The sequence below is a fragment of the Synechococcus lacustris Maggiore-St4-Slac genome, from assembly GCF_024345595.1.
Lineage (GTDB): Bacteria > Cyanobacteriota > Cyanobacteriia > PCC-6307 > Cyanobiaceae > Synechococcus_D > Synechococcus_D lacustris.
The window spans coordinates 24180-49386 of sequence record NZ_JAGQBK010000006.1; the positions used below are offsets into that span (position 1 = coordinate 24180).

Here is a 25207-nt window from a genome sequence, read left to right on the forward strand (position 1 = left end):
TGCGGGGGCCTCAAGGTACCAGCGCCGCTTTTGCAATGGCGCTACCGCTGAGGGAAAACGGACGAACAGCTTCGATTTTTACAGCCACAGTGCTGCCAACTTGATGGCCCCTGGCTTCAAAAAAAGTAAGCCGATTGGTGCGGGTGCGTCCCATCAGTTGCTGGGGATTTTTAGGGTTGATGGCCTCCACTAAAACCTCCTCGCAACGGCCTAGGTAGCGCTCACCACTCTGGCGGGCTTTCTTTTCTACCAACGCATTTAATTCCTGCAGCCTTGCCACCTTCTCCGCTTCCGGCACTTGGTTTGGCCAGTTGGCCGCTGGGGTGTGGGGACGGGGGGAATAGGCAGCCGTATTAACTAAATCAAAGCCAATCTCATCAACCAGGGCCAAGGTATTGCGAAATTGAGCGTTGCTTTCCCCTGGAAAGCCAACGATTGCATCGGCGCTGATGGCCGCATGGGGCATGCGGCTGCGGATCTGTTCAACGATGCGGCGATAGCGGCCAATGTTGTAACCGCGGGCCATGGCCTTAAGCAATTCATCATCACCACTTTGAAAAGGCACGTGAAAGTGTTCGCACACCTTGCTCAAATTGGCGCAGGCTTCAATCAGGCGTTCGGTGAAATAACGGGGATGGCTGGTGGCAAATCGAATCCGTTCAATCCCTTCCACATCATGGATGTGATGCAGAAGATCGGTGAGGGTGTGTTGACGTCGGCCTTCGGGGGTTATCCCAGGTAGATCGCGGCCGTAGGCATCAATGTTTTGACCAAGCAGGGTGATTTCCTTATATCCCTTTGCTGCTAATGATTCGATTTCAGTGCGAATCGCCGCAGGTAAACGCGATTGCTCCTGGCCCCGCACCGCTGGCACCACGCAGTAGGTGCAGCGTTCATTGCAGCCGTAGATCACATTTACCCAGGCGCAAAGTTCACTTTCCCGGCGGGCGGTGGTGATGTCTTCAAGGATGTGATTTTCATCGGTGGCAAGCACCTGCTGGCCATTACCAACCTGATTTAAGAGCGTTTCCAACCTGTTGGCGTGTTGGGGCCCCATTACTAGGTCGAGTTCGGGCACCCGCCGCAATAGGGCAGCCCCCTCCTGTTGGGCAACGCAACCGGCCACCACCAGGGTGAGATTTGGATTTTGGCGTTTGCGAATCGCTTGGCGGCCCAGGTAGCTGTAAACCTTTTGCTCTGCGTTATCGCGAATTGTGCAGGTGTTGTAGAGCACTAAATCAGCTTCAGCTTCTGCTACCCCTTGGCGATAGCCCATGGTTTCCAAAATGCCAGCCATTCGTTCTGAATCGGCTTTATTCATCTGGCACCCAAAGGTGGTAATCCAATAGGTGGGATCGGCCATGGGCTTAAGAGATGAGGTGATCAGCTAACTCCAGTGTTATCTAAAGCGGTTCCCATGGCAGGGTGAAACAAACGGGTATTTGTTTTTAACTCCATGGCTTGGCAGCTGAGCCGCTTTTCGCTCACTAAACGGGTGCCTCTCACCATCAGCAGGGGCACCACCGCAACAGTGGAGCATCTGCTGCTGGAGATCAGCCATGGGGGTTGCACGGGCCGCGGTGAAACCGGTGGATTTGACACCGGCAACCATTGCTATCAAACGGCAGCTCTGGAAAATGAACTGCTGCAATGGCTTCCCTGCCTTGGGGAGCAGGCTCCACCACCGCCCCAGCTATGGGGCTCCCTCTTAGCTCCCTTGAGCCCACCGGCCCGTTGCGCCGTGGATTTGGCTTTGCATGATTGGTGGGCTAAACAGCTGGGCTATCCCCTCTGGCAGCTCTGGGGCCTGGATTTAGGCAGTTGTAAAGCCACCAGCGTCACCCTGGGTATTGCACCAGTGGAACAGCTGCTGCAACGGCTTGAGCAGTGGCGCAGCCTTCTGCCTGCCTCGCGGCTGAAGCTCAAGCTCGGTAGCCCCGCTGGCATTGAAACGGATCAAGCCCTGGTGGAGGCTTTGCTGCCGGCCCTGGCTGGTGCGGAACTCCAGGTTGATGCCAATGGTGGTTGGAACCTGGAGCAAGCCAAATTGATGCTGCCCTGGTTGGCCGAGCGGGGGGTGGTGTTGGTGGAGCAGCCCCTCGCGGCCCGCAGCGGCGATGAAGCTGATTTTGCTGCCCTGCAGGGGCTCAGCTCCATGGCCCTTGTGGCTGATGAAAGCTGCTGGGGCACAGCTGATTTATTGCGCTTGGCCCCCCACGTGCAGGGGGTGAATTTGAAATTGCTTAAAACCGGCGGGCTAACCGAGGCTTTGCTGATGGCCCGCCTAGCCCAACGCCTTGGGGTGGGCTTGATGCTTGGCTGTTATTCAGATAGCAGCTTGCTGAATGGGGCAGCGGCCCATCTCTTGCCATTGGTGGAATGGCCAGACCTCGATTCCCATCTCAATCTCAGTGATGATCCTTTTGTTGCACCTCCGCGCCAGGGGGATGAGCTGCTGCCAAGCCAACTGCCAGGTTTAGGGGTGGAGAGATGTTGAACGCTGCTGCGCCGGTGGTTCTGCTTCAGCACGGCGGGCTAACCAACCTTTCCGGTAAAACCGGGCTGGCCTTTTTGCGTTACCGCCAGGGCCCGATCGTGGCGGTGCTTGATCCAAGCCAGGCAGGGGCGGATCTGCCATTGCTAACAGGTATTCCCCGTTCGGTGCCGATCGTTGCTTCCCTGGCGGAAGCGATGGTTTACGGGCCCCAGGTGGCGGTGGTGGGGCTTGCACCCTCCGGCGGCCGCCTAGCGCCTGAAGTGCGTCAGAGCGTGGCGGAAGCCCTGGCAGCTGGCCTAAGCGTGGCCAGTGGTTTACACACCAAGCTCGCTGCTGATCCCGAGTTGGCGGCCCTAGTGCAGCCGGGTTGTTGGATTTGGGATCTACGCCAGGAGCCAGCCCAGCTGCAGGTGGCAGCTGCCCGGGCTGCGGCTTTGCCCTGCCGCCGGGTGTTGGCCCTTGGCAGCGACATGAGCGTGGGCAAGATGAGCACCGCTTTGGAATTAACAGCTGCTGCCCGCAGCCAAGGCCTTGATGCTCGGTTTGTGGCAACCGGCCAAGGGGGAATTTTGATTTCAGGTGCCGGCATTGCCCTAGATGCAGTGCGCATCGATTACGCCGCTGGGGCAGTGGAAGCGGCTTTATTGCAAACAGCGGAGGGGGCCGGCCCCGCTGCGATTGTTTTTGTGGAGGGTCAGGGTTCCTTTTGCCATCCGGGTTCAAGCGCCAGCTTGCCGCTTTTGCGGGGCAGCCAACCCACCGAACTCTTGCTGGTGCATCGAGCTGGCCAGCAGGCAATCCGAAATCTGCCGGACATTCCCCTGCCACCCTTGCCCCAATTGATCTCCACCTGTGAAGCCCTAGCTGCCTTGGCAACACCCCAGGCGGCAAAGCCACCACGGGTAAAGGCGATAGCCCTTAATACCGGCCACCTTGAGGGCGATGCAGCTGAGCTGGAAATCAAAAAAGCCAACCAACTAACCGGATTGCCCTGCGGCGATCCGGTTAGGGGAGATAGGGAACTGCTGTTAGCGGCCCTATTGAGTTGAAGGGCGAGCGAGGGGATTCGAACCCCCGTATGGCGGCACCACAAGCCGCTGCCTTAACCACTTGGCGACGCCCGCCGTGGAGTACAAAATCTACCAGTTAGGCAGAAACAACCCAGTGGCTGAAGCTCTAGCAAAACCTTTGGGGTTACTTGTTGTGGGGATTGGTGCCCTGTTGGTTATCACCAACCCAAGCCCTAAGGATTTCCGTGAATTTGCTGGCACGGAACTTGCAGAGCAAGCAGTGGCGGAATTTTGCCCGCCAGGCAAGCTTCCCCTGATGCTGCGTTTGGTGGTGCAGAACTGCCCTGAACTGATCCGCGCCCAACGGGAACCCCTAGGTGCCCTGGCAGATCAGTTCAGCCAACGGCTCAACTTCGGCCTGTTTAGCGTTTACACAACCCAGCTGGCTGGTGGGCAGCTGCTGCCCCAATTGGCCCTGCCTGGCTATGAACTGAAAACCCTTGCGGTGGCTGGTCAATTCCTGGTGTTAAAAGCAACCGAAAGCAATGCTCCTTGAAGCCGATAGGGCCGCATTAATCGAAGCCTGCAGCGGCCTTGAGCTGGTGGAGCAGGGCCCCCTATTGGAACGCCTCTCCCACGATCAATTTTGCTTCTCGCCCCTGCTACAGCCCCAGTTGCAACCCTGCTTAGCCGATTTAGTTGTGCGGGTGAAGCAGCCCCATGAGGTGTTGCAGGTGGCTGCTGCTTGTTATCGCCTGGGCATTCCCCTCACACCTCGGGGAGCCGGTAGTGGCAACTACGGCCAATGCGTGCCCCTCCAGGGGGGTGTGGTGCTCGACACCTCTGGCCTGGAGCAAGTGCGTAGTTTCAACAGCAGCACTGGGTTGTTAACGGCAGAACCGGGCTGCAAGTTGTTGGAATTGGATCAATGGTTGCAACCCCAAGGTTGGGCCCTGCGCTTGGCACCTAGTACCTGGCGCACCGCCACCTTGGGTGGTTTTATCGCCGGTGGCTCCAGCGGTGTTGGCAGTTTGCGCTGGGGGTTATTGCGGGATCCAGGCAATTTGTTGGGGCTTGAGGTGGTAACCGTTGAGGCGGAACCACGCCTTTTGCAGCTGGGGCCAGCCCAAGCCCAGGCCTTAAACCATGCCTATGGCAGCAACGGCATCTTCACTGCCATCACTGTGCCCACGGCCCCATGGCAAAACTGGCAGGAGCTGGTTTTGGAATTGCCTGATCGCCCCAAGGCCTTGGCGCTAGCAGCGCAATTAGGTGTTGCTGCCCTTGAAATAGATGCCCTTTGCTACCTGGAGCAGCGCCTGGCGCAGCAGCTGCCCGATCTGCCTGAGCTAGCAACTGCCAGGGGTGATCGTTTGCTTCTTTTAGCAAGCCCTTGCTCTATCCCAGTGATCGAACAACTCACGGCCCAAGCCGGCGGCTGCCTTGTTTGGCAACGGCCCCAATGGCCGCCCAAGGGATTGCTATTGCGGGAGCTCTGCTGGAACCACACCACCCTGCAGATGCGGGCCTTGGATCCCAGCTTCACCTATCAGCTTGTGTTGCTACCGGAGCCGGAGTTGGCCTTTATCGATGCCATCGATGGCCATTGGCCCGGTTGGCTCCATTGGCACCTGGAGCGGGTGCGCCAAGGCGGTAAGCAGCGTTGGGTGGGGCTGCCGGTTTTCCCTTGGCGGGGAGAAGATCAGTTCATTGCCCTCAATCAGGCAATGGCAGCAGCCGGTGGTTTGGTTTTCAATGCCCATGCCATCACGGTGGAAGCGGGTGGCCTAGGGGTGGTTGATGGCGATCAGGTGGCAGCAAAATTTGCCAATGATCCAAAAGGCTTGCTTAATCCAGGTAAATTAAAGGGCTATATGGAGGCAATTGGCCAGGCTTAGAAAGAGATATAAAATGTTATTTTAGGGGCAATTTAAGCTGTTGCGGGTTGTGATCCCGCTTGTGGGATTGCTACCGCTTGCCCTGCGGCATAGATTTTTTAAATCTTCCCGATCAAGTAAAGCATCACTAAAATCGGCCCCTTCAATTTCAGCATTAGCAAAGCTGCTGCCGCTGGCAATTGCATTGGTTAAAATACTATTTTTTAAATTTGAGCCACTAAAATCAGCCCTATCCATAAGGGCATCGCTAAGGTTTGCCCCTTCAAAATTTGCACCAGCAAAAGAGCCCTGGGTGAAGATCGCCCCCTGGAGCTGGGCGCCGGAAAAATTAGCACCGCGGGCTAGGGTTCCGGCAAAAGAGCTGCCTTCAAGTTTTTGATTTTCAAAATCGCCGTTGCTCTGATTTGTGAGGGTGTAATCGGTTTTTTCTAAATAACTAGAAACGGCCAGGGCGGTATTCGCGCTGTTTGAAAAGTTGATTAGTGAGAAAACAAATGCCAGCGAAAATACGGCAATTATATTTCGCAGCACAAGCAAATTCTGCCTAATATTAAACATTTTAAAGTGCATGCTACTGGTGCTGCTCGGATGTAGAAATCAGCTTACATGATTTAATTGCTGGATTAATTTATGTTTTTATTTTAAATATTCCCCCAGGGTGGCGATCAGGTATAGCGATCCCGCAATAACAGGTGTTGCGCCTGGCTTTAGCAATTGCTCTAAGCCCTCCAGGGGGCTGTTTGCCTGCTGAATTTGTTCACTTCGATGGGGCAGGGCTGCTATCAAATCGGCGGCACTCCAGCTGGGGTGGTTTGGTAGGGCAAGGATCCAGGCCTGATCTCCCTTAGCCAACAGGGTTTCCACAATCGCAGCACCCTCCTTATGGCGTTGAATTCCCAGCAGCCAGCGGCGCGGTTGAGCTGATAACTCCTGGCGTAGGGCAAGGGCTGCCGGCGGGTTGTGGGCACCATCAAGCAATATTTTGCGGCCGCGCCACTCCAGTTGCTGCAGGCGGCCGGGCCAGCGGGCCGTGCTTAAACCTTTAGCCATGGCGCCATCGCTGATCAACCAGCCCTTTTCCTTAAGTGCCCTTGCCATGCCAAGGGCTACGGCGGCGTTCGTGCGCTGCCAGTGCCCAGCTAGGGCCAGTGGTTGTTCGCTGCTGAGGGGTTCCACCCAGCGCAGCTGGGTGTTGCAGGCGGCTGCTTGCTCCTCCAGCACCCTTGCCACTGCCTCTGGTTGGGGGCCGCTGATGGCAATGGCCCCGGGGGAGAAAACACCTGCTTTTTCCCTGGCGATTGCCGCCAGGCTGTTGCCCAAGTGTTCGCAATGGTCGAGGCCGATGCTTGCTATGCCCAGCACGGAACGGTTGTTGTGGGTGGTAGTGGCATCCAGCCTTCCGCCAAGGCCCACCTCCAGCACCGCCAATTTGATTGCTGCGCTGGCGCAGTGGCTAAAAGCTGCCCCTGTTATCAGTTCAAAGGGGGTTAGCTGATGTTTAGCGGCCAGGCCCTGCCAGTTTTGTAAGGCTTGCCTTAATTCCCCGGGGCTAATCAATTCACCAGCCACTTCCAAGCGTTCGCACCAGCTCACCAGGTGAGGGGAGCGGTAGATGGCGGTGCGAATTTCTGCCGCCTGCAGCATTGCGCCAAGCATGGTGCAAATCGAACCTTTGCCATTGGTGCCGGCCACCTGCACGGCAGGGAAGCAGAGCTGTGGTTGGCCTGCCTCCCCTAGGGCAGCCAGCAGCCGGCCAAGGCCAAGCTGGATGCCCCGGCGGGCAAAGGGTTCAAGTAGATCGGAAAGATCAACCGGATCGGGTAGCAGCAAATCCTTCAGAGCTTGGCCAGGGCTCGATCAAGGCGATGAAGGGCCTGGTTTAACTCCCGGCGGCTGATCACTAAAGGCGGCACAAAACGCACCACTTGGGCACCGGCGGGCACCAATAGCAAACCTTCAGCCATTGCTGCTTTTACCAGTTCTGCTGCGGTTATCGCCCCATCCCGCAGCAATAAGCCTTGAATTAACCCCCAGCCCCTTTCGCCACTTAATAGCTGGGGCCACTTAGCCACCCTTTGGCTGAGGCCATCCCGCAGCTGTTCGCCGCGTTGCTGCACATTAAAAAGCAATTGACGGCGATCCAGTTCCTTTGCAACGGTTAAGGCGGCCCTGCAGGCAAAGGGGTTGCCACCAAAGGTGCTGGCATGGTCGCCCGGTTCAAATACGGCGCAGTGGTTTTTAACGGCCAAAGCACCGATGGGAATACCACCCCCTAAACCCTTGGCAATGGTGAAAGCATCCGGTTCGATGCCCAGCTGTTCATAGCCCCAGAGGCTGCCGCTGCGCCCCATCCCCACTTGCACCTCATCAGAGATAAGTAGCAGTTGATGTTGGCTGCATAGCTGCCGCAGTTCTTTGAAAAAGGCTGGATTGCCAGGCACCACACCCCCTTCTCCCTGGAGGGGTTCAATCAAAACTGCAACAGCCCGATCGCAATGCTGTTGAAGGCTGCTTTTAAAACTATCGATGTCGTTGTAGGTGAAATAGGCAAAGCCATCGGGTAGGGGCTCAAAGCCGCGGTGATATTTGTCTTGGCCGGTGGCGGTAACGGCAGCGAGGGTGCGGCCATGGAAACTGGCCCTTGCACTCAGCACTAATGGGCGCTCAATTTGCTTTTTGCTGTGGCCGTATTTACGGGCCAATTTGATCGCTGCTTCATTCGCCTCCGCGCCAGAGTTGCAGAAAAAAAGCTGATCAGCGCAGCTGTGCTCCTGCAACCAGGTTGCTAGTTCCTCTTGTTCAGGAATTTCATAAAGGTTGGAAACATGCTGCAATTTGCTCAATTGCCTGGTTAGGGCTTGGCGCAGGCGCGGATTGCTGTGGCCAAGGCTGCAGGTGGCGATCCCGGCAACGCAATCCAAATACCACTTGCCATCACTGGCTTTTAGCCATACGCCCCTTCCTTTTTCAATTTTTAAGGGGTAACGGCCATAGGTGGCCATCACAGCGGTAGATTTAGGGCTTGGGGGCATGGCGGAATTGGTAGACGCAGCGCACTCAAAATGCGCCGGCTTCGGCTTTGTCGGTTCGAGTCCGACTGCCCCCATCAAGCGTAGGTTCGCTTAATCGAGGCACCTACTGCGTTTAGCTTGCCTTCTAGGTTGTCGTAGCCGCGATCCAGGTGTTGTAAACCCTGCACTGATGTGGTGCCATCTGCAGCTAAACCAGCGAGCACCATCGCAGCAGCTGCCCTTAGATCGCTGCCGGTAACAGGGGCGCCGCTAAGCCGAGCCACACCTTCCACAAAGGCGGTGTTGCCTTGGGTGCGGATATCAGCTCCCATCCTTTGCAGATCCCCCACATGTTGGAGGCGGTTTTCAAAAATCGCTTCAGTGATCACACTGGAGCCCTCGGCAGTGGCCAGCAAGCTCATAAATGGAGCCTGCAAATCGGTGGGGAACCCTGGAAATGGTTGGGTGCGCAGATCAACGGCATTAATGCGATCTGCCTTGATCGTTATGCCGATGCCATCGTTATTAAGTTGGCAACCACATTCCTCAAGCTTGCTGATAACAGCCCCTAAGTGCTCTGGAATTACAGGTGTTACCCGTAAACAGGAGCGGGTGATCGCACCAGCAAGCAAGAGGGTGCCCGCCTCAATGCGATCTGGAATAACCATGTAGTTGGCACCATGGAGTTTCTCCATGCCCACGATCGTGATGGTGGGTGTGCCAGCGCCACGAACCCTGCCACCCATGGCGATGATCAAGCCAGCTAAATCAATTACCTCTGGTTCCTGGGCGGCATTTTCAATCACCGTTTCGCCATCCGCCAAGGCGGCGGCCATCATTAATGTTTCGGTGGCGCCAACGCTGGGGCAATCGAGGTGGATGCGTCCACCAGTTAGGCGGTGGCCGCGGCCAGGCACCACCGCAGACACAACACCATGTTCAATCGTTACCTGGGCGCCTAGGGCCTTTAAACCTTTTACGTGCTCCACCACCGGGCGGGCGCCGATTTTGCAACCCCCAGGCAATGGCACCCGCGCTACCCCGAGGCGGGCAAGCAGGGGGCCGATGCAAAAAAAGCTGGCCCTAAGGCTGTTTACAAGTTCGTAGGGCGGCGAAATATGGCTGAGGTGATTTGCTTGCAGTTCAACCCAATCGGAGCCGCGCTCGATTTGAACGCCAAGGGAGGCAAGGATATCGGCCATGCCACCGATATCAGAAAGGGCTGGCATATTGCGCAGCCGCAAGCTGTTTTCGGTTAATAAACTGGCGGCCATTAAAACGAGGGCCGAGTTTTTCGCGCCGCTAACCCTCACTTCGCCTTCCAGTTTTTTGCCGCCGCGAATCTCTAATTGGGGAACAAGAAGCTGCTGAGACGGTATGAGGGTTGCTGTCATGGAGGCTGCCGTCTGCGCACCACATAATGACAATCAAGTTTGAGACCGTCTAGACGGCCGGCCACCGAACTGTCTTGGTTGTTAATGGTTGGGGCGGTTTGGTTGTGGGTTATGGTTTGGGGCTGCCGTGTTTTACGGCAACGCCAGCGGATGTGGCGGAATTGGTAGACGCGCTAGTTTCAGGTACTAGTGGCAGCAATGTCGTGGGAGTTCAAGTCTCCCCATCCGCATTTCTTTCTTTAATTGCTAGCTAGAACTGTGGATTGTTGCCATCCTTTATGGGTGTGATATCTCAGATGCGGTGATCGTTCTCAAAATCAGCAATGCATCGGATTTGGTTGCTTCAAAGGTTGGCAGGTTTTTAGAAATGCTCACCCCCGATGGCCTTGATGAAGCCAAGGTGGAGGAGGAGGTAATCAAAAAGCTTGTTGAAAACCTGCGGGCAGAGGGCATTCGTGGTTCGGTGGCATCTGTAAAAGGGCTAGACCTCTCAAGCGATGGCCTAAAGCTGAAAACAGACCTACATATGCGTCGTTTTGAGGAGATATAAATCCTGGCCACTGAAATAATTACAAGTAGGCGCAATCCACTTGTTGCCAAGTTGCGGGCTCTGCATCAAGCCAAGGGCAGGAGGGAGCAGGGCCTAATCCTGTTAGAGGGCACCCATCTGCTGCAGGAATGTGGGCGGCTGCAATTAAAACTGCAGCTGATCTGTGCCACCACAGCCTGGAGCCAGCGCCATCCCGATTTATTGCAATTAGCCCCTTGCCAACCGGTTAGCCCTGAGGTGTTGGCGGCCATGGCCAGCACCGAAAGCCCCGATGGGGTGGTGGCTTTATTAGCTGCGCCCAGGGATGAAACCGAGCTGGCTGAGCTGGATTTAGCGCCTAGGCCCCTGCTGCTTGGCCTTGATCGGGTGCAGGATCCAGGCAACATGGGAACGATTTTGCGCACTGCCCTTGCGGCAGGTGTTGATCAGGTTTGGTTGGGCGCTGGCGCCGATCCATGGCAACCAAAGGTTTTACGCGCCTCTGCTGGTGCTTCATTGCAATTAGCAATGCGCCGCTACCCAAATTTGGAAGCTGGCCTTGCCCTTGCTTTGAACTCCGGGCTGCAGGTTTTAGCGGCGGTGCAGCAGGGCGGAAAGCCCTATTGGGCTGTGGATTGGCAATTGCCGAGTTTGTTGTTGCTTGGCAATGAGGGCAGAGGCCTAGCTGCCAATCTTTTGGAGGGCGTTCAATTGGTAACCATTCCCCATGGCAATCGGGTGGAATCTTTAAATGTGGCAGTGGCGGCAGGCTTGCTTTTGATGGAGCGGAACAGGCAAAAACTAATGGCGGGCCATGGCAGGGGAGAATCATCCATAGCTGAGCCACACCCTTGACCGCTGCAAAGGGATCCCAAAACAATTTCGATTACGACTTGATCGTGATTGGCGCTGGATATGGCGGCTTTGATGCCGCAAAACATGCTGCCGACCATGGCTTGCGCACGGCAATTATCGAAAAAGGCGACATGGGTGGCACCTGCGTTAACCGCGGCTGTGTGCCTTCTAAGGCGCTGTTAGCTGCCAGTGGCAAGGTGCGAGAACTTAGTGATGCTGGCCATCTAGCCCAATTTGGGATCAAAACAAGCGGCCATAGTTTTGATCGCCAGGCCATTGCAAACCATGCCAATCAATTAGTGGCAAATATCCGCGAAAATCTCACCAAAACCCTTGAGCGAGCTGGGGTATCAATCCTCAGGGGTGAAGGGCGGATGCAGGGAAGCCAGCAGGTGGCATTGCGCCAACTGGATGGCATCGAACGGTTGCTCACGGCAAAAGATGTGGTGCTTGCCAGTGGTTCAGACCCCTTCGTGCCCCCGGGTATTACAACCGATGGCTCAACGGTATTCACAAGTGATGATGCAATCAAATTAGAAAGCTTGCCCCCTTGGCTTGCAATTATCGGCAGTGGATATATCGGCCTTGAATTTGCTGATGTGTATACAGCGCTTGGTTGTGAAGTAACGATGATTGAAGCCTTAGATCGAGTGATGCCTACATTTGATCCAGATATTGCAAAACTAGCAGCCCGCAAACTAATTGACGGCCGCGATATTGAAACAAAGGTTGGTGTTTTTGCAAGTAAGGTAATCCCCGGCAATCCGGTGCGGATTGAATTAATTGATGCCAATAGCAAGGAATTAGTTGAGGTGTTGGAAGTTGATGCGGTGCTGGTGGCCACCGGCCGCGTTCCAACCAGTAAAGATCTAAATCTTGCTGCCGTTGGTGTAGAAACCAACCGTGGTTTCATACCCGTTGATGATCAGATGCGGGTGCTGGCGAATGCTGAGCCGGTACCCCACCTATGGGCCGTTGGTGATGTAACAGGAAAGATGATGCTTGCCCACACGGCTGCAGCCCAGGGGGCTGTTGCTGTAGATAATATCTTGGGCCATCAACGCCAGATTGATTACCGCTCAATTCCAGCTGCTACCTTCACCCATCCAGAGATCAGTTCCGTTGGTTTAAGTGAAGTTGAGGCTAAGGCATTAGCAGTGGAGGCTGGTTTTGAATTGGGTACGGTGCGCAGTTATTTCAAGGCTAATTCCAAGGCATTAGCGGAATTAGAAAGTGATGGGATCATGAAGTTGTTATTTAATAAGGGCACGGGTGAAGTGCTCGGTGCCCATATTTATGGTCTCCATGCCGCTGATTTGATTCAGGAGGTTGCAAATGCAGTAGCCAGGCGTTTAAGTGTGAAGCAATTAGCTAATGAAGTCCATACCCATCCAACCCTTAGTGAAGTGGTAGAAGTTGCCTATAAACAGGCGGCTATGGCAGTGGCAGGTTGAGTTATGCAGATCCGCCGTAAACCACCAAGCCCCAAGGTGCGGGTTTCATATCTTGAATATGGTGTGCCCCTGCCGGATGAAAAGCCCCAACACATTCTTGAGGAGATCGTGTGGGCAAAAGATCGTGAAATTGCTATCGCAAGGGAGCGAATGCCACTTGCAAAGCTGAAGGAGCAGGTTGCTTTATTGCCAGCACCTTTAGATTTTGTGGCGGCTCTAAAAGCAGCCTGCCTTAAGCCCGCAGTGATTGCTGAAATTAAAAAGGCCAGCCCCAGTAAAGGTGTAATCCGGGAAAATTTTAATCCGGTTGCAATAGCAAAAGAATATGCAAGTGCAGGTGCCAGCTGCATCTCAGTTTTAACTGATAAACAATTCTTCCAGGGTGGTTTTGATGTGCTTGTGCAGGTGCGCGAAGTTGTGAACCTGCCGCTGCTATGCAAAGAATTCATTCTTTCCCCCTATCAGCTTTATCAAGCGCGAGCAGCCGGTGCTGATGCAGTGCTGCTGATTGCAGCAATCCTCAGCGATCAAGATTTGGCTTATTTGCTAAAAGCAGCCAAGACGCTACAGCTGGCGGTGTTGCTTGAGGTGCATAACGCTGAGGAACTCGAGCGAGCACTTGCCCTTGATGGGGTGCAACTTATTGGCATTAATAATCGCGATCTGGCTAGTTTTCACACTGATCTAGCCACCACTGAACAACTCACCGCAATTTATGGTTCGCAAATCCGTGCTAAGGGTTGCCTGCTTGTGAGTGAATCCGGTTTATTCAGCCGTGATGATCTTGATCGCGTTCAAACTGCTGGTGCTGATGCTGTTTTGGTAGGTGAAGCGTTGATGCGAGAAGAGCACATAGCGGATGCTTTGCAAGCTTTGATCCATGGCCGTTAGATCTAATTAATTACGTGATTTAGATAGCCAAATTCTCCAGTTGCAGCCGAGTTATATATTAGTAGAAAGCGCAAAGAAAACAAGCAATGATTGCATTTATGGGTTGCTATTTTTTAATTAGGATTGCCTTTGAGAAATCTAGTAGTTACTGATATGCCCATTTTGGCAATCTGTATTAATGCTTTCTGGCGATTATTCACTCCCAAGCGTGTAAGAAGCTGACCGCTATAGGTTTGAACACTTCGCACGGAAAGATTTAGCTGTTCGGCCACTTCGCGATTGCTAAGTCCTAAAACATAGGCCTCCAAAAGCTGCTGTTCCCGCAGGCTTAATACAACACGGCTGGAAGCTGATTGATCAATGGGCTGGGAGATTTGATTAAGATAATTTTCAACCGAAGGGCTACGGTATGTGGTGCCGGCAACCATAGCCATTAAACCTTGCACTAAAGGATTATTCGGCAAGAAAATGTCTGCGTCTGCTACGATTACATCAGGGTCAATTTTTGTGTAATCTTCTAACACATTTAAGCTATCAATTAAAATGTACGATCTTGTGGTGGGGCATGAATGAGTGATGTGTTGAACTAATTCTGCAAATTCAAGCTGCTCGCCCCTCTCATGGATAAAAACAAATCCAGGTTTAACTTCGGCTAGCAAATCAATGGCTTGGGCAGACGATTTTGCGACACCACGAAAATCTTTAGTTGCTTTAACCGCCTTATATGCTGCGGCAAACTCCAAATTGCTTTTGCCAACATGAATGAATGAGGGATCAAATTCCCTTGAGAGGCAGGCAAGCAAAAACCTGGCTTCGCCAATGATAAATAGTTTTTTAAAATCCTCCAATGGAACCCTTGCCCCGTTGTTATCTTCAGAAACTAAGGAGGGTTGTTTTCGATTCATAACAGCCGGGCATCACTTCATGCAAGCCTGCCCACGTTAGGGTATTTACGAAATGGCAGCTATGAAAAAACCCCGCCTTGGCGGGGTTTTCAGGGTTATTTGGAGCGGAACAGGTTTGAGCTCTGGTAATTAAACCTTGCGTGAATAGAATTCCACCACAAGTAGTTCGTTGATTTCAAGGGCTACCCATTCCCTTTCACATCTACCAGTTACCTTGGCCACCATTTTGGTTTTTTCAAATTCCAGATGAGGTGGAATATTGGCAAGGCCAGGGAAAGCAAGGTTGGTTTCTGCCAGCTGTTTGCTGGGTTTTGTTTCACGCACTGCCACCACATCACCGGCCCGGCATTGATAACTGGGAATATCAACCACCCGTCCATTAACGGTTATGTGGCCGTGGTTCACCAATTGGCGGGCACCGGGGATTGTGGGCCCAAGGCCAAGGCGGAAACAAACATTGTCGAGGCGACCTTCCAGCAGCTTGAGAAGATTGGTACCCGTTGAACCCTCTTGGGCCCGGGCCTTCTTCACGTAGCGAACGAGCTGCCGTTCGGAAATGCCGTAGTTGAAGCGCAGCTTTTGCTTTTCTTCTAGGCGGATGGCGTATTCGGAGCGCTTGCGACGGGCTTGGCCGTGCTGACCTGGTGGATAAGCCCGCTTAGCAGACTTACGGGTGAGACCGGGAAGGTCCCCCAAGCGCCGCGTCACCCTTAATCGAGCACCGCGGTAACGAGACATAAATGAAAAAACCGTCAGGATGGAAATTGACCAACCATTGCCTCACCTAAGTGTGCAAGGAAACAGCTAACCAATCCAATAGCTTAGCCCCAAGCCGGAACCCCATCAGTTGGTTGCTCCTGGCATTAATCAGCTTCTATCAAAGGCTGATCTCCCCGCTGCTCGGCCCACCCCGCTGTCGTTTTGTGCCCAGTTGCAGTGGCTATGCCCGAGAAGCGATCGAACGCCATGGCCCCTGGCGTGGTTGTTGGCTCAGTTTGCGCCGCTTTTTGCGCTGTCATCCCTTCAGTGCCGGTGGTTTTGATCCGGTGCCGGAATGAAATTGCTGTTATTCACCCGTCAAGGCTGTTGCCTTTGCGTTGGCCTAGAAGAACGCCTGCGGGAATTGGCCAATCCGCCTGAGTTGGAGCTGCTTGATGTGGATTCCAATCCCAATCTTCAAGCCAAATATGGTTTGGAAGTGCCGCTTTTAAGCCACAACGGCGAGTTGCTGGCCAGGGTGCCCCCCAGGCTGCAGGGGGATCGCTTAGCCCAATGGCTGCAAAAACAAATAGCAAGCCAAGAATTAGCCTAAAACCACTAAAAGTTTTTGTTCCCTAGCCATGGCTGAGGCCCCCCCCCTAGGCAGGTTGCACCAGCTGTTGAGAGATGCCGGCCTCAGTGTGCCCGCCCTATTACCTAACCCCTTGATTTGCGATGTAACTTGCGATTCCCGCCGGGTGGGCGCTGGCACCTTATTTATTGGTTTACCCGGCGCCAAAGTTGATGGCGGCAGTTTTTGGCGGGCGGCATTGCAATCAGGTGCCACCGCCACTGTTATTGGCCCTGCCGCAGCCCAGGCTGATCCCCCTGCCCCCGGTGATCCCGTTTTAGTGGTGGCAGATCCGGTGGCTGAGGTGGCGGGCAGGATCGCTGCCGCTTTCTGGGCTGAGCCCAGCAGCCACCTGCATTTGATTGGTGTAACTGGCACCAATGGCAAAACCACCACCACCTTTTTGATCGAACACCTGGCCGCTAAAGCTGGTTTGAGCACTGCCTTGTTTGGCACCTTGGCCAACCGCTGGCCCGGTTGCAATATCACCGCCACCCACACCACACCATTCGCTGATCAGTTGCAGGCCCAGTTGGCAGCAGCTCTAGCCACTGGTGTTCAGCTAGCTGCCATGGAGGTGAGTTCCCATGCCTTGCATCAGCAGCGCGTAGCCGGTTGCAACTTTAGCGGCGCTGTGTTCACAAACCTCAGCCAGGATCATCTTGATTACCACCCATCCCTAGAGGCCTATTACGAAGCCAAGGCAATGCTATTTGAACCTATTTACCTAAAAGGTATGGCGGTAATTAATAGCGATGATCCCCATGGCAAACGCCTGGCAGCACATTTAGCCGCCAAATGTTGGCGTAGTTCCTTGCTGGATCCCACCGCTGAATTATTTATGGACGCTTTGCAATTCAGCGCAGCTGGTGTTGCAGGTGTGATCCATAGCCCTAAAGGTACCGCCGCTTTTCAATCACCGCTGGTGGGCCGTTTCAATCTGATGAACCTGCTGCAGGCGGTTGGTGTGTTGCTGCAGCAGGGGGCCGAATTGGAATTACTGCTCCAGGGTTTGCAAAGTTTTCAGGGGGTACCTGGCCGGATGGAACGGGTGCCCCATGGCCCCAGCCAGCCTGCTGTTTTGGTTGATTACGCCCACACACCAGATGGTTTGGCAAATGCTTTAGGTGCATGTAAACCTTTTGCGCAAGGCCGTTTGATTTGTTTATTTGGTTGCGGCGGTGATCGCGACCGTGGCAAACGCCCCTTAATGGGTGAAATCGCAGCTCGCCTTGCTGATCAAGTGGTACTCACCTCCGATAATCCCCGTACGGAAGATCCCCAGCAAATACTCAACGACGTGTTGGCGGGCATGCCAGCTGGCAGCAACATGATTGTGGAACCTGATCGTGGCTTAGCAATACAAAAGGCGATCGCCCTTGGTGGCTCTGGTGATTTAGTGCTAATTGCCGGCAAGGGCCATGAGGATTATCAAATTATCGGCACTGAAAAAAGTCATTTCAGCGACAGGGAAGAAGCCGCCCGGTTTCTTGCTCAGCAAGCTATTAATTAATTAGCAGTTTCAATTTCTCGAGCATCACTTTCATCCACCAATGCATCCGCCACGTATTCAATCAGCCGTAGAAGTGCCTGCTTGTTACCAGAGCGGGTTTCTGCAAACATCTCTTGGATGTGGCTAGTGGGCAATCCGGTTTCAAACAAGATCCGCACCACACGGAAATTGGCATCTGGTCGCTCGGGGCTCAAAGCCGCAACAACCATCTCCTCGCCAAGGGCAAATGCATTAAATAAGAGCACCTCTGGATCATCACTCGGCTCTACCACCGAGAGCGGGTGCAGAAAACTGGCCTGCGCCTCGTACAACATGGGAGTTCCCCCAAGTGGCGCAACCTTAGGACCTCATCCGCCTTTGCTGATGTTCGCTAGGTGCTCTAGCAACAGATCGATTTCAGCCTCCGTGCTGGTGACATGGGTGCAGGCCCTCAGGCAGGCAGGATCGTCCAGGCTGCGTAAATGCAGGCCGGCATCAGCTAGGTAGTTCACCAGCTCCGCTGGCTTTTGGTTGTGCATTCGAAAGCTCACCAGGCCGCTTTGGGGTGGCCCCGCCTCCAGCAACGGCTCCACTCCCTCAATGGTGGTTAAGCCGTGCCAGAGCCTGCTGCTCAGCCCGCAGATGCGGCCATGGCGCTGGCCTGCATCACCGCAGTTTTCTAGTAGTTGCAGAGATCTCCGCAGGCCAGCCCCGAGGGGAACACAGCTTGTGGCCACTTCAAAACGTCTGCCATCTTTATGCCAGTTGCTGCTGCCTTCGCTTTCATTGCTCAGGCTGCGCCAACCGATCAGCGTGGGGTTTGCTTCTGCTAAAACCCGCTCTGAAAGCACCACTGCCCCTAAACCTTCAGGCCCGCAACACCATTTGTGGCCTGTAAACGCGTAGATATCAGCTTGGGCCGCCGCATCACCCAGCTCAAGGCTGCCCACCGATTGGGCGGCATCAACCAACAACCAAGGCTGGTTTTGCTTTGCTTGCAGCTGTTGCGCTACCGCCGAAATGGGCATCACAACTCCCGTATTCCAGAGCAGATGGGATAAAACCACCAAGCGGGTGCGGGCTTGCAATCCTTGGTTCAGCGCCTCCAGCAGCTCCCTATCGCTGCGCACCTGTTGCACAGGAAAAAAATCAATGGCCAAACCCTGGCGCCTAGCAAGTTCACGGCAGGCAGCCACCACCCCGGGGTGTTCTGCGTTGCTAATTAGAAGGCGATCACCAGCTGCAAAGGGCAGGCCCCATAGGGGTAAAACGCAGCCGCTGCTCACATTTTCAGTGAGTGTTATCCGCTGGGGTGGCACCCCACATAATTGGCTCAGGGCCTTGCGTAAGGCGGAAAGTTCAAGGTTTAACCAGGGCCACACATCACGGCCAAAGGGACCCAGTTGCTGCAATTTTTGCCAGCAGGCCACCATGGCCGCCAAGGAGTCATTTGGTAATGGGCCTTGGCCGCCGTAATTGAAATAATGCTTGCCCGTGAGGGCAGGCATTTGCTGCCGCAGGGTGAGGCTCAATGCTTCAGAGCACCTGACCCACAGCTACTGCAGCAACTGCAGAAAACAATGTGATACCGAGGGCTGTGATCGGTGATTGACCTTGGGCTACGGCCAAGGTGGTGATCACGCCAGCACCAAGGGCAGCAACGGCCAATTGATTGGTGAGTTCAGCGCGGTTTGGGGGAAGATTCAGCTTCATCGCAGCCTGCCGGTGGTGTTAATAAAAAGACCGTAGGCAGAAGTGCCAGGGAACACTTGACAAAAGCTTTGCTTCTTTACTCTCCGCAATGTAAATACATCTGAATTTATATATTTGCGCCCTAGCAAGCGGGCCTTGCTCTGCCTTCTCTTGCCCATTGCTGCAGCCGCTCCAGCGGTTCTCGAGCAGTGCGGCTTAGGGGCACCAGATCGGCGGCAGCGGCGATCAGATCCGCTTCGCCAAATTCGCGCCCTTCACTAAAGGCCACCAACATTGCCTCAAGAACCACCTGTTCCAATTCGGCACCCGAGAAGCCAGCGCAGCGATCCACGAGCGTGTCGAGCGGGATCAGGTGTTGGGGCCGGCGCCTGCGCAGGTGCAGGTTGAGGATTTGACGCCTTTCCTCGGCTTCAGGCAGGTTTAAAACAAACAGCTCATCGAAACGGCCCTTTCGCAACAGTTCCGGCGGCAATTTATCGATTGCATTTGCAGTTGCCACAACAAAAACGGGGCTGCTTTTTTCTGCCATCCAAGTGAGCAGCGTTGCTAATACCCTTTGGCTTGTGCCGCCATCACTGCGGCCATCCAAACTAAAACCTTTATCGATTTCATCGATCCAAAGGATGCAAGGGGCCATGGCCTCCGCCGTGCGGATCATGTCGCGGCTGCGGGCTTCACTGGCTCCCACCAGGCCGGCAAATAGGCGCCCTAAATCAAGGCGCAGCAGCGGCATTCCCCAACTGTGGGCAATTGCTTTTGCCGTTAACGACTTACCAGTGCCTTGGGGACCCACCAGCAGCACCCCCCTGGGATTGGGCAGCCCATAGCTCTGTGCTTCTGCTGTGAAAGCAAGCCGGCGCCTTTCCAGCCAAAGTTTTAATTGATCTAAACCACCAATTTCACTGGGATCAGCATCGGCGGGGCAGTATTCGAGTAGATCGCTGCGGGCTAGGGCGAGTCTTTTTTCCTCCAACACATCGCTTAGGTCGGCGGCATCTAGTCGGCCGTGGCGGGCTAAAGCCCTAGCCGCCAATTGCCTAATCCTTTGCTCCGGCAGGCCCCTACAGCTGCGCACCAGTAGTTCCAGGGCTTGGGGCTCCAGGGGGCTGCCAGCTGCGATGCCAATGCCGCCAAGGAGGGCACGAATTTCAGTTGCATCCGGCAATGGCAATTCCAACACCGTTACGGTGACCTCCAATTCCCGCGGCAATTGCAGATCGGGAGCGGCGATTACCAAGGTGCGCGGTTGTTGGCATAGCTCCACCGCCAGGTTGCGCAGGCGCCTGCAGATGGCGCTGTCGTCTACAAAGCGATGGAAATCAAGCAGCAGCAACAGGCCTGGGTTACCTGATGGCAATAGATCAAGGCTGTCTAGGGCCGCTAGCGGTTGGCGGGCGGCGGCACCAGCGTGGTTTGGTAAACCCTGCAAACCAGCAACAAAATCCCAACGCAGCAATGGCCGTTGCTCTAAACCTTGGGCCACCTGTTGCAGTAAACGCACCAGGCGTTCCTCCTCCTGCTGGCGTATCCACAGGATTGGCGTGCGGCTGCGGATCAATAGATCAAGTTGAGCGATCCAGGCGGCGCTCATGGTTTTTCGCTTAACTCCCCTAAAGCCGCCCAGCGGGGGTCAACGGCCTTTGGTTCATGGTTGATTTGGTTAACCATGATGCCGCTGCAGTTGAAATCACAAAGGCGCTTAAGCGGTAATTGCAGGCTTAGCTGTTCAAATAACCATTGATCGCCATCAAAACTGGCTTCTGGATCAAGGCTTTCCACGGCACCATCCAATTCAGCATTCAAGCCGCTATCTAAATTTGAGCCAACCGCAATTAATTCCTCGGCGTGGGCCTTAAGCCGATAACTAAAAGTTTTTAAGCAGCGATCACAACAGAGTTCCACCAAGGTGGAGCCAGAGCCACTCACCTGCAGTTCAGAACCACTCAATTGCGCTTGTACCCAGCCTTTAACCGGTTCAAGGCTATCGAGCTGGCTAAGGGTGTAATCGATTTGCCAGCGTTTTGCCACCCCTAGCAAACGCAGTTCCCTTAATGGGATCGGCTTCATTAGCGCTTCCCTTTTGGTTCAAATGGCAAGCGCTCCGATGAAATCGCAGTGGCACTTGCCGTTACCGTTTGCTGAGACATCTGTTGATCGAGAATTGCCTGAAGATTTTCAGGCAGGGGTTCACGGATAAGCACAAAGGTTTGGAGCGCTTGGAAAATATTGGCGATCACCATATAAAGCAGCACCCCAGCGGGCAGGGGGAAAAACAAAAACATGCCCGTGATCATCACCGGTGTGATCTTGTTGGCGGTGGCCTGTTGAGGGTTAGCCGGCATCCCCCAGCCGGAAAGGATTTGGGAAAGGAAAAGGCTGATGCCAAAACCGGCCACAAGCCCTGCAATATCCCAATTCACTTGGCCATCGGTGCGAATCCCAACCTGGCCAAGGGCCTTGATAAAGAGGAAACCGCTGCGGGCAGCTAAACCGGGGATTTTCACCTCAACGGTGGCATCACCGGGGCTGAGCGCTTTCAAGCTGCCATCCGCCGCCAGGGAAACCACGCCATCGCCTTTTGTGAGCTTCCATTGGGGGCTCATGTCGATCGTTGGTGTGAGCCGCTGCTCAACCGCCTCAAGGCTTTCGCTGCCGTCTTTGGTTTGCAATAAAACCTTGGCCTGTTCGCCAACGCCAAGGCGATTACCACCCGGCAGGGCAGCTACCACGGGAATGTGGTTTGTTTCGGTGATGAAAATCGAATGGCTGGCACTGGCAAATGGTTTGGCCTCTACGGAAGCCACCTGATCAGCTGGAACCACCTTCACATTGAAGGTGTAGGGCACATCGGCAAAGGGTGATCCCCGCAGGGTGGCAAACAGGGCAAACAAAATCGGCATCTGCACCACTAGGGGCAGGCACCCCGCCAGGGGACTGCCGAATTCCTTCATTAATTTGCCCAGTTCCTCCTGCTGCTTTTGGGGATTGCTGGCGAATTTGGCGCGGATTTCAGCCTGGCGCTTTTGCATCACCGGTTGGGCAATGCGCATGCGGCGGGCATTACGGATCGAACCAGCACTCAAAGGGAATAGGGCCAGGCGAATCACCACCGTGAGGGCAATGATTGCAAGGCCGTAGCTGGGCACTAGTCCATAGAAGAAATCAAGGATTGGCAGCAGCAGGTTGTCGGAGATGTAACCGATCACAGGCGATTAAGGGCGGTGGGAATGTATGTGGTGTGAGTGTGCCCGAGCGCGGGCTCAGCTTCAGCTGGCTACGGCAAAACCGCTGGGGGGAGTGCTGCTGCGGCTTTGGCTATCCATGCGTTCTTTGATAAATGCTTCAACCTCCCTAAACCTAGGTACGGCGCGCATTTCCAGCCGCGCTCCATCGTTGAGTAGAAGGCACATGTCCCCCCAGGCACCAAAGCCCCTGGCCACAGCGCGCACTTCTTTGATTTGGCTGTAGGTGACCTGGCTGCGATCCCTACCCAGCCAGCCACCAGTAACCGATACCCGGCGGCTGGTGATTCGAAACCTCAGCCATAGGGCCCGCACGATGGCCCCCACCGCAAAAGGCAGGCCAATCAAGGTAATTCCAAAAACCAAGTTCAAGATCAGGTCCCCTTTGGCTGGCCCGCCTTCATAGAAGAGTTCCTCCTGAAGGGTGATGGGGGGTGTTGTTGTCATCTAAAAAGCCTGCCTGTTGCAACACTGCTTGCCATTCTCTCAGTAGATCGTTGCAAGTGGCGGAACCCGCCTCTGGTTTGAGGCTTAACAGCAGCCAACTTTGAGGCCGAAGGCAGGGGGATTCCGGCTTTTCCCAGCGGTGGCACAAATCCACAAAACTCTGATGAAATTGACGCCTAAGCCGGTTGCGTTGCACAGCCCGCTTACTAACTTTGCTGCTGATCACAACAGCAAGGCGCAACTCCATTGCGGTGGAGGCCTCATCTGGTTTTAGAAGATTGGGTTTGGCAGCAGCCACCCTCAAAACCAATAGAGAACCTCCGTAGTAACGGCGGCTTTGTTTATAGATGTAATCAAAAAGATTCTTGCCCCTGAGGCGGTGCCTTTGCGGGAGAACCACCTTAATTCACCAACCAAAAATTTGAATTTAAAGGCTTAAACCCAAGGGGATCACACCGCTAAGCGGGCGCGACCACGCTTGCGGCGGGTGCGGATCAGGCGCCTGCCGGTGTGGGTGCGCATGCGCACGCGGAAGCCAGATACGCGCTTGCGCTTACGGCTGGTTCCTTCAAGGGTGCGCTTGGTCATGGGACTGGGCTGGGCTGTGGGCCAATTTCTAAGTTTACCAGCAAGCTTGCCTAGTTGGTAACTTCAATCACCCAGCTGCCCAAATAGCCGGCCATGGGGATATCTCCAGGGGCTTGGGCGAGGGCATTGAATTGGAACATTCCACCATTAACAGGGTTGGATACGTTGAAAACAACGGCGATTGCTTTATCGGGTGGCACTGGAGTTGTGGGGAAGATATCAATGCGTTTGCCGTTATCAGTTAGTTGTATTTCAGCAGGAATAGTTTCTTCGCATTTGGTGCGTTTGGCATAGCCGCCAACGCTTGTGTAGCAGAGTTTAACGTTTTTAGGATCGATATTTGTATTGAAATAACTTGGAATCGTAATCGATAATTTAAGGATCGCTGCTTTGCGATCTTTAGCCCTCAAAACTAAAAAATATTCACCCCACTGGGTGCGTTCTGTATTGGAAACATAGTAATAAAGCTTTTTGAAATCCTTATTGCCATCCCAACGGAATTCCAAAATTGATGGGGTGCCAACGGAACCCTGGGCTTTCACTGTTTGGCGCGATGCCAAGCCAAGGCCAGTGGCCCCTACCAGAGCTGCTGCAGCTAGGTAAGCCAAAGGACGAAATGATTTGAGCATTGCTTTGCCTCTATTGATTATTTGATTCTCATAAACACGCTTCTTGTTATGGGTTTCCCTAGGCCGGCCCGAGAGCTGTCAGCAATTTCAACACCTATTGATTACAAGATCTGTCTGGCCGCAAGCGTTGGCTTTCCCGCAGGTAAGCATGTTGGGCCTCTTGACCCTGGGGTAACCAGGCCTGCACCAGCACTCGAATGCAGCGGGGTAGATCGCCTGCCACAGCCATTTGCTGGCAATCAAGCAGGGCTACGCCATCCCATCCCTGCCTTCGCCTTGCCACTGAGGCGGGGAAAAGAGCATCTAAATCTTTAGTTACCGAAAATATTGCGCTCAAAACTGCAGCGCCACCCAAGCCATTGCGCTGCATCAACTCATCAAGTAATTCTGCAACTGCCTCCTCCATGGCGGCGGCGTTATTGGCCGCGGCGGTGGTGGCCCCCCGCAGGGCCCGCAAGCTAACGGCTGGATCGTTCATGGTTGATAGAGCCAGAGTGGTTGTCCCCCCAGGCCTAATTCAAGTTGTAATTGTTGCCTCAACTTTTGTAATACCCCTTGTTTTTGCTTGCCCAGTGTTACGGGTGAACTGTTGTTTGGATCTAAATTTGCAAGCCGCGCCGCCTCAAGCCGAGCTGTTTCTTCATCGCCAAGCAGGTCTACCAACCCCAATTGCAAAGCCTGGGCGCCACTGAATACCCTGCCATCAGCAAAGGCCCGAACACTCTCTTCACTAAGGCCGCGGCCCTCAGCAACAGCTGTTACAAACTGCCCGTAGCTGCTATCAATCAAGGCTTGCAATATTTCCCGCTCGCCATCGGAAAGTGGTTTATCGGGGGAGAGGATGTCTTTAAATTCACCGCTTTTTACTGTTTCAAAGCGCACGCCAAGGCGTTTCAACAGCTTTTCTAGGTTGTTGCCCCGCAAAATCACCCCAATTGAGCCGGTGATTGTGCCTGGATTTGCCACCACCCGATTGGCGGCACTGCCCACATAAACGCCGCCTGAGGCTGAAATATTGCCGTAGCTAGCAACAATTTGGCAGCCTTTTTGCCGCAATCGCATCAAGGCCTGATGAATTTCTTGGCTGTCGCCAACCGTGCCACCGGGGCTATCGATGCGCAGCAGCAGCACCGGAAACTTTTGTTCCTCCACTTGGCGGATGGCCTTCAGCACCCTTTTGCGGGCGCCGCCGGCGATGGGCCCTTCAAGGCAGATGCGAGCAATACGTTTGCGGCGTAAACGACGCAGGGGCCAAACCATGGGTGCCGCACTCAAACAGATCACAGGCGGATCCTATGCAGGCCCGGGTCTTTAGGCTCAAG

At 54.4% G+C, this 25207-nt stretch carries 30 protein-coding genes and 3 tRNA genes; 13 read left to right on the forward strand and 20 right to left on the reverse strand.

What is annotated here, in order from left to right; all coding sequences use genetic code 11:
- Window positions 1–10: 10 nt before the first annotated feature.
- On the reverse strand, window positions 11–1363 hold the full coding sequence (gene miaB / locus KBY68_RS06135; RefSeq protein ID WP_255096336.1) for a tRNA (N6-isopentenyl adenosine(37)-C2)-methylthiotransferase MiaB: 1353 nt from the start codon (window positions 1361–1363) through the stop codon (window positions 11–13).
- Between the two features lie 93 nt (window positions 1364–1456).
- On the opposite strand from miaB, the gene KBY68_RS06140 reads away from it, so the two are divergent.
- Both KBY68_RS06140 and KBY68_RS06145 read left to right on the forward strand, forming a co-directional pair.
- Window positions 1457–2497 (forward strand): dipeptide epimerase, encoded by a 1041-nt coding sequence (locus KBY68_RS06140; RefSeq protein ID WP_255096337.1) that lies wholly within the window; start codon window positions 1457–1459, stop codon window positions 2495–2497.
- Window positions 2491–3546 (forward strand): N-acetyltransferase DgcN family protein, encoded by a 1056-nt coding sequence (locus tag KBY68_RS06145; RefSeq protein ID WP_255096338.1) that lies wholly within the window; start codon window positions 2491–2493, stop codon window positions 3544–3546. Before KBY68_RS06140 ends, KBY68_RS06145 begins: the two co-directional genes overlap by 7 nt.
- Window positions 3547–3548: 2 nt before the next feature.
- On the opposite strand, the gene KBY68_RS06150 is transcribed toward KBY68_RS06145, so the two are convergent.
- Window positions 3549–3621, reverse strand: a tRNA-His gene (locus tag KBY68_RS06150).
- 40 nt (window positions 3622–3661) lie between these two features.
- Between KBY68_RS06150 and KBY68_RS06155 the strand changes: the two genes are divergently transcribed.
- A complete protein-coding gene (locus tag KBY68_RS06155) occupies window positions 3662–4063 on the forward strand; it encodes a DUF4359 domain-containing protein (RefSeq protein ID WP_241537006.1) in 402 nt (133 codons plus the stop codon).
- A complete protein-coding gene (locus tag KBY68_RS06160; protein ID WP_255096339.1) occupies window positions 4053–5405 on the forward strand; it encodes an FAD-binding oxidoreductase in 1353 nt (450 codons plus the stop codon). Before KBY68_RS06155 ends, KBY68_RS06160 begins: the two co-directional genes overlap by 11 nt.
- A 21-nt stretch (window positions 5406–5426) precedes the next feature.
- Here the strand turns inward: KBY68_RS06160 and KBY68_RS06165 are convergent, their stop codons facing one another.
- The 3 genes from KBY68_RS06165 to KBY68_RS06175 all read right to left on the reverse strand — a co-directional run bounded on the left by KBY68_RS06165 (window position 5427) and on the right by KBY68_RS06175 (window position 8437).
- Window positions 5427–5963 (reverse strand): pentapeptide repeat-containing protein, encoded by a 537-nt coding sequence (locus tag KBY68_RS06165; protein ID WP_255096340.1) that lies wholly within the window; start codon window positions 5961–5963, stop codon window positions 5427–5429.
- 78 nt (window positions 5964–6041) lie between these two features.
- Window positions 6042–7235 carry a bifunctional folylpolyglutamate synthase/dihydrofolate synthase gene (locus KBY68_RS06170; RefSeq protein ID WP_255096341.1) on the reverse strand — a complete coding sequence of 398 codons (1194 nt, stop codon included), beginning with the start codon at window positions 7233–7235 and terminating at the stop codon, window positions 6042–6044.
- A gap of 5 nt (window positions 7236–7240) precedes the next feature.
- Window positions 7241–8437, reverse strand: coding sequence for an aspartate aminotransferase family protein (locus KBY68_RS06175; RefSeq protein ID WP_106499254.1), 1197 nt, complete (start codon window positions 8435–8437; stop codon window positions 7241–7243).
- Between KBY68_RS06175 and KBY68_RS06180 the strand changes: the two genes are divergently transcribed.
- A tRNA-Leu gene (locus KBY68_RS06180) sits at window positions 8430–8511 on the forward strand. The genes KBY68_RS06175 and KBY68_RS06180 overlap by 8 nt on opposite strands.
- Here the strand turns inward: KBY68_RS06180 and murA are convergent.
- Window positions 8512–9810, reverse strand: a complete 1299-nt coding sequence (gene murA, locus KBY68_RS06185; protein WP_255096342.1) for a UDP-N-acetylglucosamine 1-carboxyvinyltransferase — start codon at window positions 9808–9810, stop codon at window positions 8512–8514. It lies immediately after the preceding tRNA gene.
- A 146-nt stretch (window positions 9811–9956) separates the two neighbouring features.
- On the opposite strand from murA, the gene KBY68_RS06190 reads away from it, so the two are divergent.
- The 5 genes from KBY68_RS06190 (at window position 9957) to trpC (ending at window position 13539) form a co-directional block, all read left to right on the forward strand.
- A tRNA-Leu gene (locus KBY68_RS06190) sits at window positions 9957–10040 on the forward strand.
- Window positions 10041–10111: 71 nt separating this feature from the next.
- Complete coding sequence (locus KBY68_RS06195; protein ID WP_106499252.1) at window positions 10112–10360, forward strand: DUF8653 family protein; 249 nt, start codon at window positions 10112–10114, stop codon at window positions 10358–10360.
- A gap of 18 nt (window positions 10361–10378) precedes the next feature.
- A complete protein-coding gene (locus tag KBY68_RS06200) occupies window positions 10379–11194 on the forward strand; it encodes a TrmH family RNA methyltransferase (protein WP_390634982.1) in 816 nt (271 codons plus the stop codon).
- Window positions 11191–12648 carry a dihydrolipoyl dehydrogenase gene (lpdA, locus tag KBY68_RS06205; RefSeq protein WP_255096344.1) on the forward strand — a complete coding sequence of 486 codons (1458 nt, stop codon included), beginning with the start codon at window positions 11191–11193 and terminating at the stop codon, window positions 12646–12648. Before KBY68_RS06200 ends, lpdA begins: the two co-directional genes overlap by 4 nt.
- 3 nt (window positions 12649–12651) lie before the next feature.
- Window positions 12652–13539, forward strand: coding sequence for an indole-3-glycerol phosphate synthase TrpC (gene trpC, locus KBY68_RS06210; RefSeq protein WP_255096345.1), 888 nt, complete (start codon window positions 12652–12654; stop codon window positions 13537–13539).
- A gap of 113 nt (window positions 13540–13652) precedes the next feature.
- Here the strand turns inward: trpC and KBY68_RS06215 are convergent, their stop codons facing one another.
- Both KBY68_RS06215 and rpsD read right to left on the reverse strand, forming a co-directional pair.
- On the reverse strand, window positions 13653–14444 hold the full coding sequence (locus tag KBY68_RS06215; protein ID WP_255096346.1) for a response regulator transcription factor: 792 nt from the start codon (window positions 14442–14444) through the stop codon (window positions 13653–13655).
- A 129-nt stretch (window positions 14445–14573) separates the two neighbouring features.
- On the reverse strand, window positions 14574–15182 hold the full coding sequence (gene rpsD / locus KBY68_RS06220) for a 30S ribosomal protein S4 (protein WP_106499247.1): 609 nt from the start codon (window positions 15180–15182) through the stop codon (window positions 14574–14576).
- A 104-nt stretch (window positions 15183–15286) separates the two neighbouring features.
- Between rpsD and yidD the strand changes: the two genes are divergently transcribed.
- From yidD to KBY68_RS06235, 3 genes are read left to right on the forward strand one after another with little or no spacing between them, the layout of a single operon-like run.
- The gene (gene yidD, locus KBY68_RS06225) at window positions 15287–15502 is read left to right on the forward strand and encodes a membrane protein insertion efficiency factor YidD (RefSeq protein ID WP_390623240.1); all 216 of its coding nucleotides are present in this window, start codon (window positions 15287–15289) and stop codon (window positions 15500–15502) included.
- Window positions 15499–15756, forward strand: coding sequence for a glutaredoxin family protein (locus KBY68_RS06230; RefSeq protein WP_106499245.1), 258 nt, complete (start codon window positions 15499–15501; stop codon window positions 15754–15756). The genes yidD and KBY68_RS06230 overlap by 4 nt, the downstream gene beginning before the upstream one ends.
- 28 nt (window positions 15757–15784) lie before the next feature.
- Window positions 15785–17287 (forward strand): UDP-N-acetylmuramoyl-L-alanyl-D-glutamate--2,6-diaminopimelate ligase, encoded by a 1503-nt coding sequence (locus KBY68_RS06235; RefSeq protein WP_255096347.1) that lies wholly within the window; start codon window positions 15785–15787, stop codon window positions 17285–17287.
- On the opposite strand, the gene KBY68_RS06240 is transcribed toward KBY68_RS06235, so the two are convergent.
- The 12 genes from KBY68_RS06240 to sppA all read right to left on the reverse strand — a co-directional run bounded on the left by KBY68_RS06240 (window position 17284) and on the right by sppA (window position 25145).
- Window positions 17284–17601, reverse strand: a complete 318-nt coding sequence (locus KBY68_RS06240) for a hypothetical protein (protein WP_106499243.1) — start codon at window positions 17599–17601, stop codon at window positions 17284–17286. The two genes, KBY68_RS06235 and KBY68_RS06240, sit on opposite strands and share 4 nt — an antisense overlap.
- Before the next feature lie 33 nt (window positions 17602–17634).
- Window positions 17635–18774 carry an aminotransferase class V-fold PLP-dependent enzyme gene (locus tag KBY68_RS06245; protein ID WP_255096434.1) on the reverse strand — a complete coding sequence of 380 codons (1140 nt, stop codon included), beginning with the start codon at window positions 18772–18774 and terminating at the stop codon, window positions 17635–17637.
- A 28-nt stretch (window positions 18775–18802) separates the two neighbouring features.
- Window positions 18803–18979, reverse strand: a complete 177-nt coding sequence (locus KBY68_RS06250; RefSeq protein WP_255096348.1) for a hypothetical protein — start codon at window positions 18977–18979, stop codon at window positions 18803–18805.
- Between the two features lie 121 nt (window positions 18980–19100).
- Window positions 19101–20570, reverse strand: coding sequence for a Ycf46 family AAA ATPase (locus KBY68_RS06255; protein ID WP_255096349.1), 1470 nt, complete (start codon window positions 20568–20570; stop codon window positions 19101–19103).
- A complete protein-coding gene (locus KBY68_RS06260) occupies window positions 20567–21046 on the reverse strand; it encodes a YceD family protein (protein WP_255096350.1) in 480 nt (159 codons plus the stop codon). The genes KBY68_RS06255 and KBY68_RS06260 overlap by 4 nt, the downstream gene beginning before the upstream one ends.
- On the reverse strand, window positions 21046–22185 hold the full coding sequence (yidC, locus tag KBY68_RS06265) for a membrane protein insertase YidC (protein ID WP_255096352.1): 1140 nt from the start codon (window positions 22183–22185) through the stop codon (window positions 21046–21048). Before yidC ends, KBY68_RS06260 begins: the two co-directional genes overlap by 1 nt.
- 60 nt (window positions 22186–22245) lie before the next feature.
- Window positions 22246–22668, reverse strand: a complete 423-nt coding sequence (locus KBY68_RS06270) for a PH domain-containing protein (protein WP_106499239.1) — start codon at window positions 22666–22668, stop codon at window positions 22246–22248.
- Window positions 22622–23068: a ribonuclease P protein component gene (rnpA, locus tag KBY68_RS06275; RefSeq protein WP_255096353.1), complete on the reverse strand. Its 447-nt coding sequence runs from the start codon at window positions 23066–23068 to the stop codon at window positions 22622–22624. Before rnpA ends, KBY68_RS06270 begins: the two co-directional genes overlap by 47 nt.
- A 50-nt stretch (window positions 23069–23118) precedes the next feature.
- Window positions 23119–23256 carry a 50S ribosomal protein L34 gene (gene rpmH / locus KBY68_RS06280; protein ID WP_106499237.1) on the reverse strand — a complete coding sequence of 46 codons (138 nt, stop codon included), beginning with the start codon at window positions 23254–23256 and terminating at the stop codon, window positions 23119–23121.
- A gap of 50 nt (window positions 23257–23306) precedes the next feature.
- Window positions 23307–23885 (reverse strand): DUF2808 domain-containing protein, encoded by a 579-nt coding sequence (locus tag KBY68_RS06285; protein ID WP_255096355.1) that lies wholly within the window; start codon window positions 23883–23885, stop codon window positions 23307–23309.
- A 94-nt stretch (window positions 23886–23979) separates the two neighbouring features.
- Window positions 23980–24363 (reverse strand): chorismate mutase, encoded by a 384-nt coding sequence (gene aroH, locus KBY68_RS06290; protein ID WP_106499903.1) that lies wholly within the window; start codon window positions 24361–24363, stop codon window positions 23980–23982.
- The gene (gene sppA, locus KBY68_RS06295) at window positions 24360–25145 is read right to left on the reverse strand and encodes a signal peptide peptidase SppA (protein WP_255096356.1); all 786 of its coding nucleotides are present in this window, start codon (window positions 25143–25145) and stop codon (window positions 24360–24362) included. Before sppA ends, aroH begins: the two co-directional genes overlap by 4 nt.
- Window positions 25146–25207: the final 62 nt, after the last annotated feature.

Bases quoted from the DNA above. Each gene is read 5' to 3' on its own strand.
- miaB (WP_255096336.1), bottom strand. From the start codon at position 1,363: ATGGCCGATCCCACCTATTGGATTACCACCTTTGGGTGCCAGATGAAT.
- KBY68_RS06140 (WP_255096337.1), top strand. From the start codon at position 1,457: ATGGCTTGGCAGCTGAGCCGCTTTTCGCTCACTAAACGGGTGCCTCTC.
- KBY68_RS06145 (WP_255096338.1), top strand. From the start codon at position 2,491: ATGTTGAACGCTGCTGCGCCGGTGGTTCTGCTTCAGCACGGCGGGCTA.
- KBY68_RS06160 (WP_255096339.1), top strand. From the start codon at position 4,053: ATGCTCCTTGAAGCCGATAGGGCCGCATTAATCGAAGCCTGCAGCGGC.
- KBY68_RS06165 (WP_255096340.1), bottom strand. From the start codon at position 5,963: ATGTTTAATATTAGGCAGAATTTGCTTGTGCTGCGAAATATAATTGCC.
- KBY68_RS06175 (WP_106499254.1), bottom strand. From the start codon at position 8,437: ATGCCCCCAAGCCCTAAATCTACCGCTGTGATGGCCACCTATGGCCGT.
- murA (WP_255096342.1), bottom strand. From the start codon at position 9,810: ATGACAGCAACCCTCATACCGTCTCAGCAGCTTCTTGTTCCCCAATTA.
- trpC (WP_255096345.1), top strand. From the start codon at position 12,652: ATGCAGATCCGCCGTAAACCACCAAGCCCCAAGGTGCGGGTTTCATAT.
- KBY68_RS06215 (WP_255096346.1), bottom strand. From the start codon at position 14,444: ATGAATCGAAAACAACCCTCCTTAGTTTCTGAAGATAACAACGGGGCA.
- rpsD (WP_106499247.1), bottom strand. From the start codon at position 15,182: ATGTCTCGTTACCGCGGTGCTCGATTAAGGGTGACGCGGCGCTTGGGG.
- KBY68_RS06230 (WP_106499245.1), top strand. From the start codon at position 15,499: ATGAAATTGCTGTTATTCACCCGTCAAGGCTGTTGCCTTTGCGTTGGC.
- KBY68_RS06235 (WP_255096347.1), top strand. From the start codon at position 15,785: ATGGCTGAGGCCCCCCCCCTAGGCAGGTTGCACCAGCTGTTGAGAGAT.
- KBY68_RS06240 (WP_106499243.1), bottom strand. From the start codon at position 17,601: ATGTTGTACGAGGCGCAGGCCAGTTTTCTGCACCCGCTCTCGGTGGTA.
- KBY68_RS06245 (WP_255096434.1), bottom strand. From the start codon at position 18,774: ATGCCTGCCCTCACGGGCAAGCATTATTTCAATTACGGCGGCCAAGGC.
- KBY68_RS06250 (WP_255096348.1), bottom strand. From the start codon at position 18,979: ATGAAGCTGAATCTTCCCCCAAACCGCGCTGAACTCACCAATCAATTG.
- KBY68_RS06255 (WP_255096349.1), bottom strand. From the start codon at position 20,570: ATGAGCGCCGCCTGGATCGCTCAACTTGATCTATTGATCCGCAGCCGC.
- KBY68_RS06260 (WP_255096350.1), bottom strand. From the start codon at position 21,046: ATGAAGCCGATCCCATTAAGGGAACTGCGTTTGCTAGGGGTGGCAAAA.
- KBY68_RS06270 (WP_106499239.1), bottom strand. From the start codon at position 22,668: ATGACAACAACACCCCCCATCACCCTTCAGGAGGAACTCTTCTATGAA.
- rpmH (WP_106499237.1), bottom strand. From the start codon at position 23,256: ATGACCAAGCGCACCCTTGAAGGAACCAGCCGTAAGCGCAAGCGCGTA.
- KBY68_RS06285 (WP_255096355.1), bottom strand. From the start codon at position 23,885: ATGCTCAAATCATTTCGTCCTTTGGCTTACCTAGCTGCAGCAGCTCTG.
- aroH (WP_106499903.1), bottom strand. From the start codon at position 24,363: ATGAACGATCCAGCCGTTAGCTTGCGGGCCCTGCGGGGGGCCACCACC.
- sppA (WP_255096356.1), bottom strand. From the start codon at position 25,145: ATGGTTTGGCCCCTGCGTCGTTTACGCCGCAAACGTATTGCTCGCATC.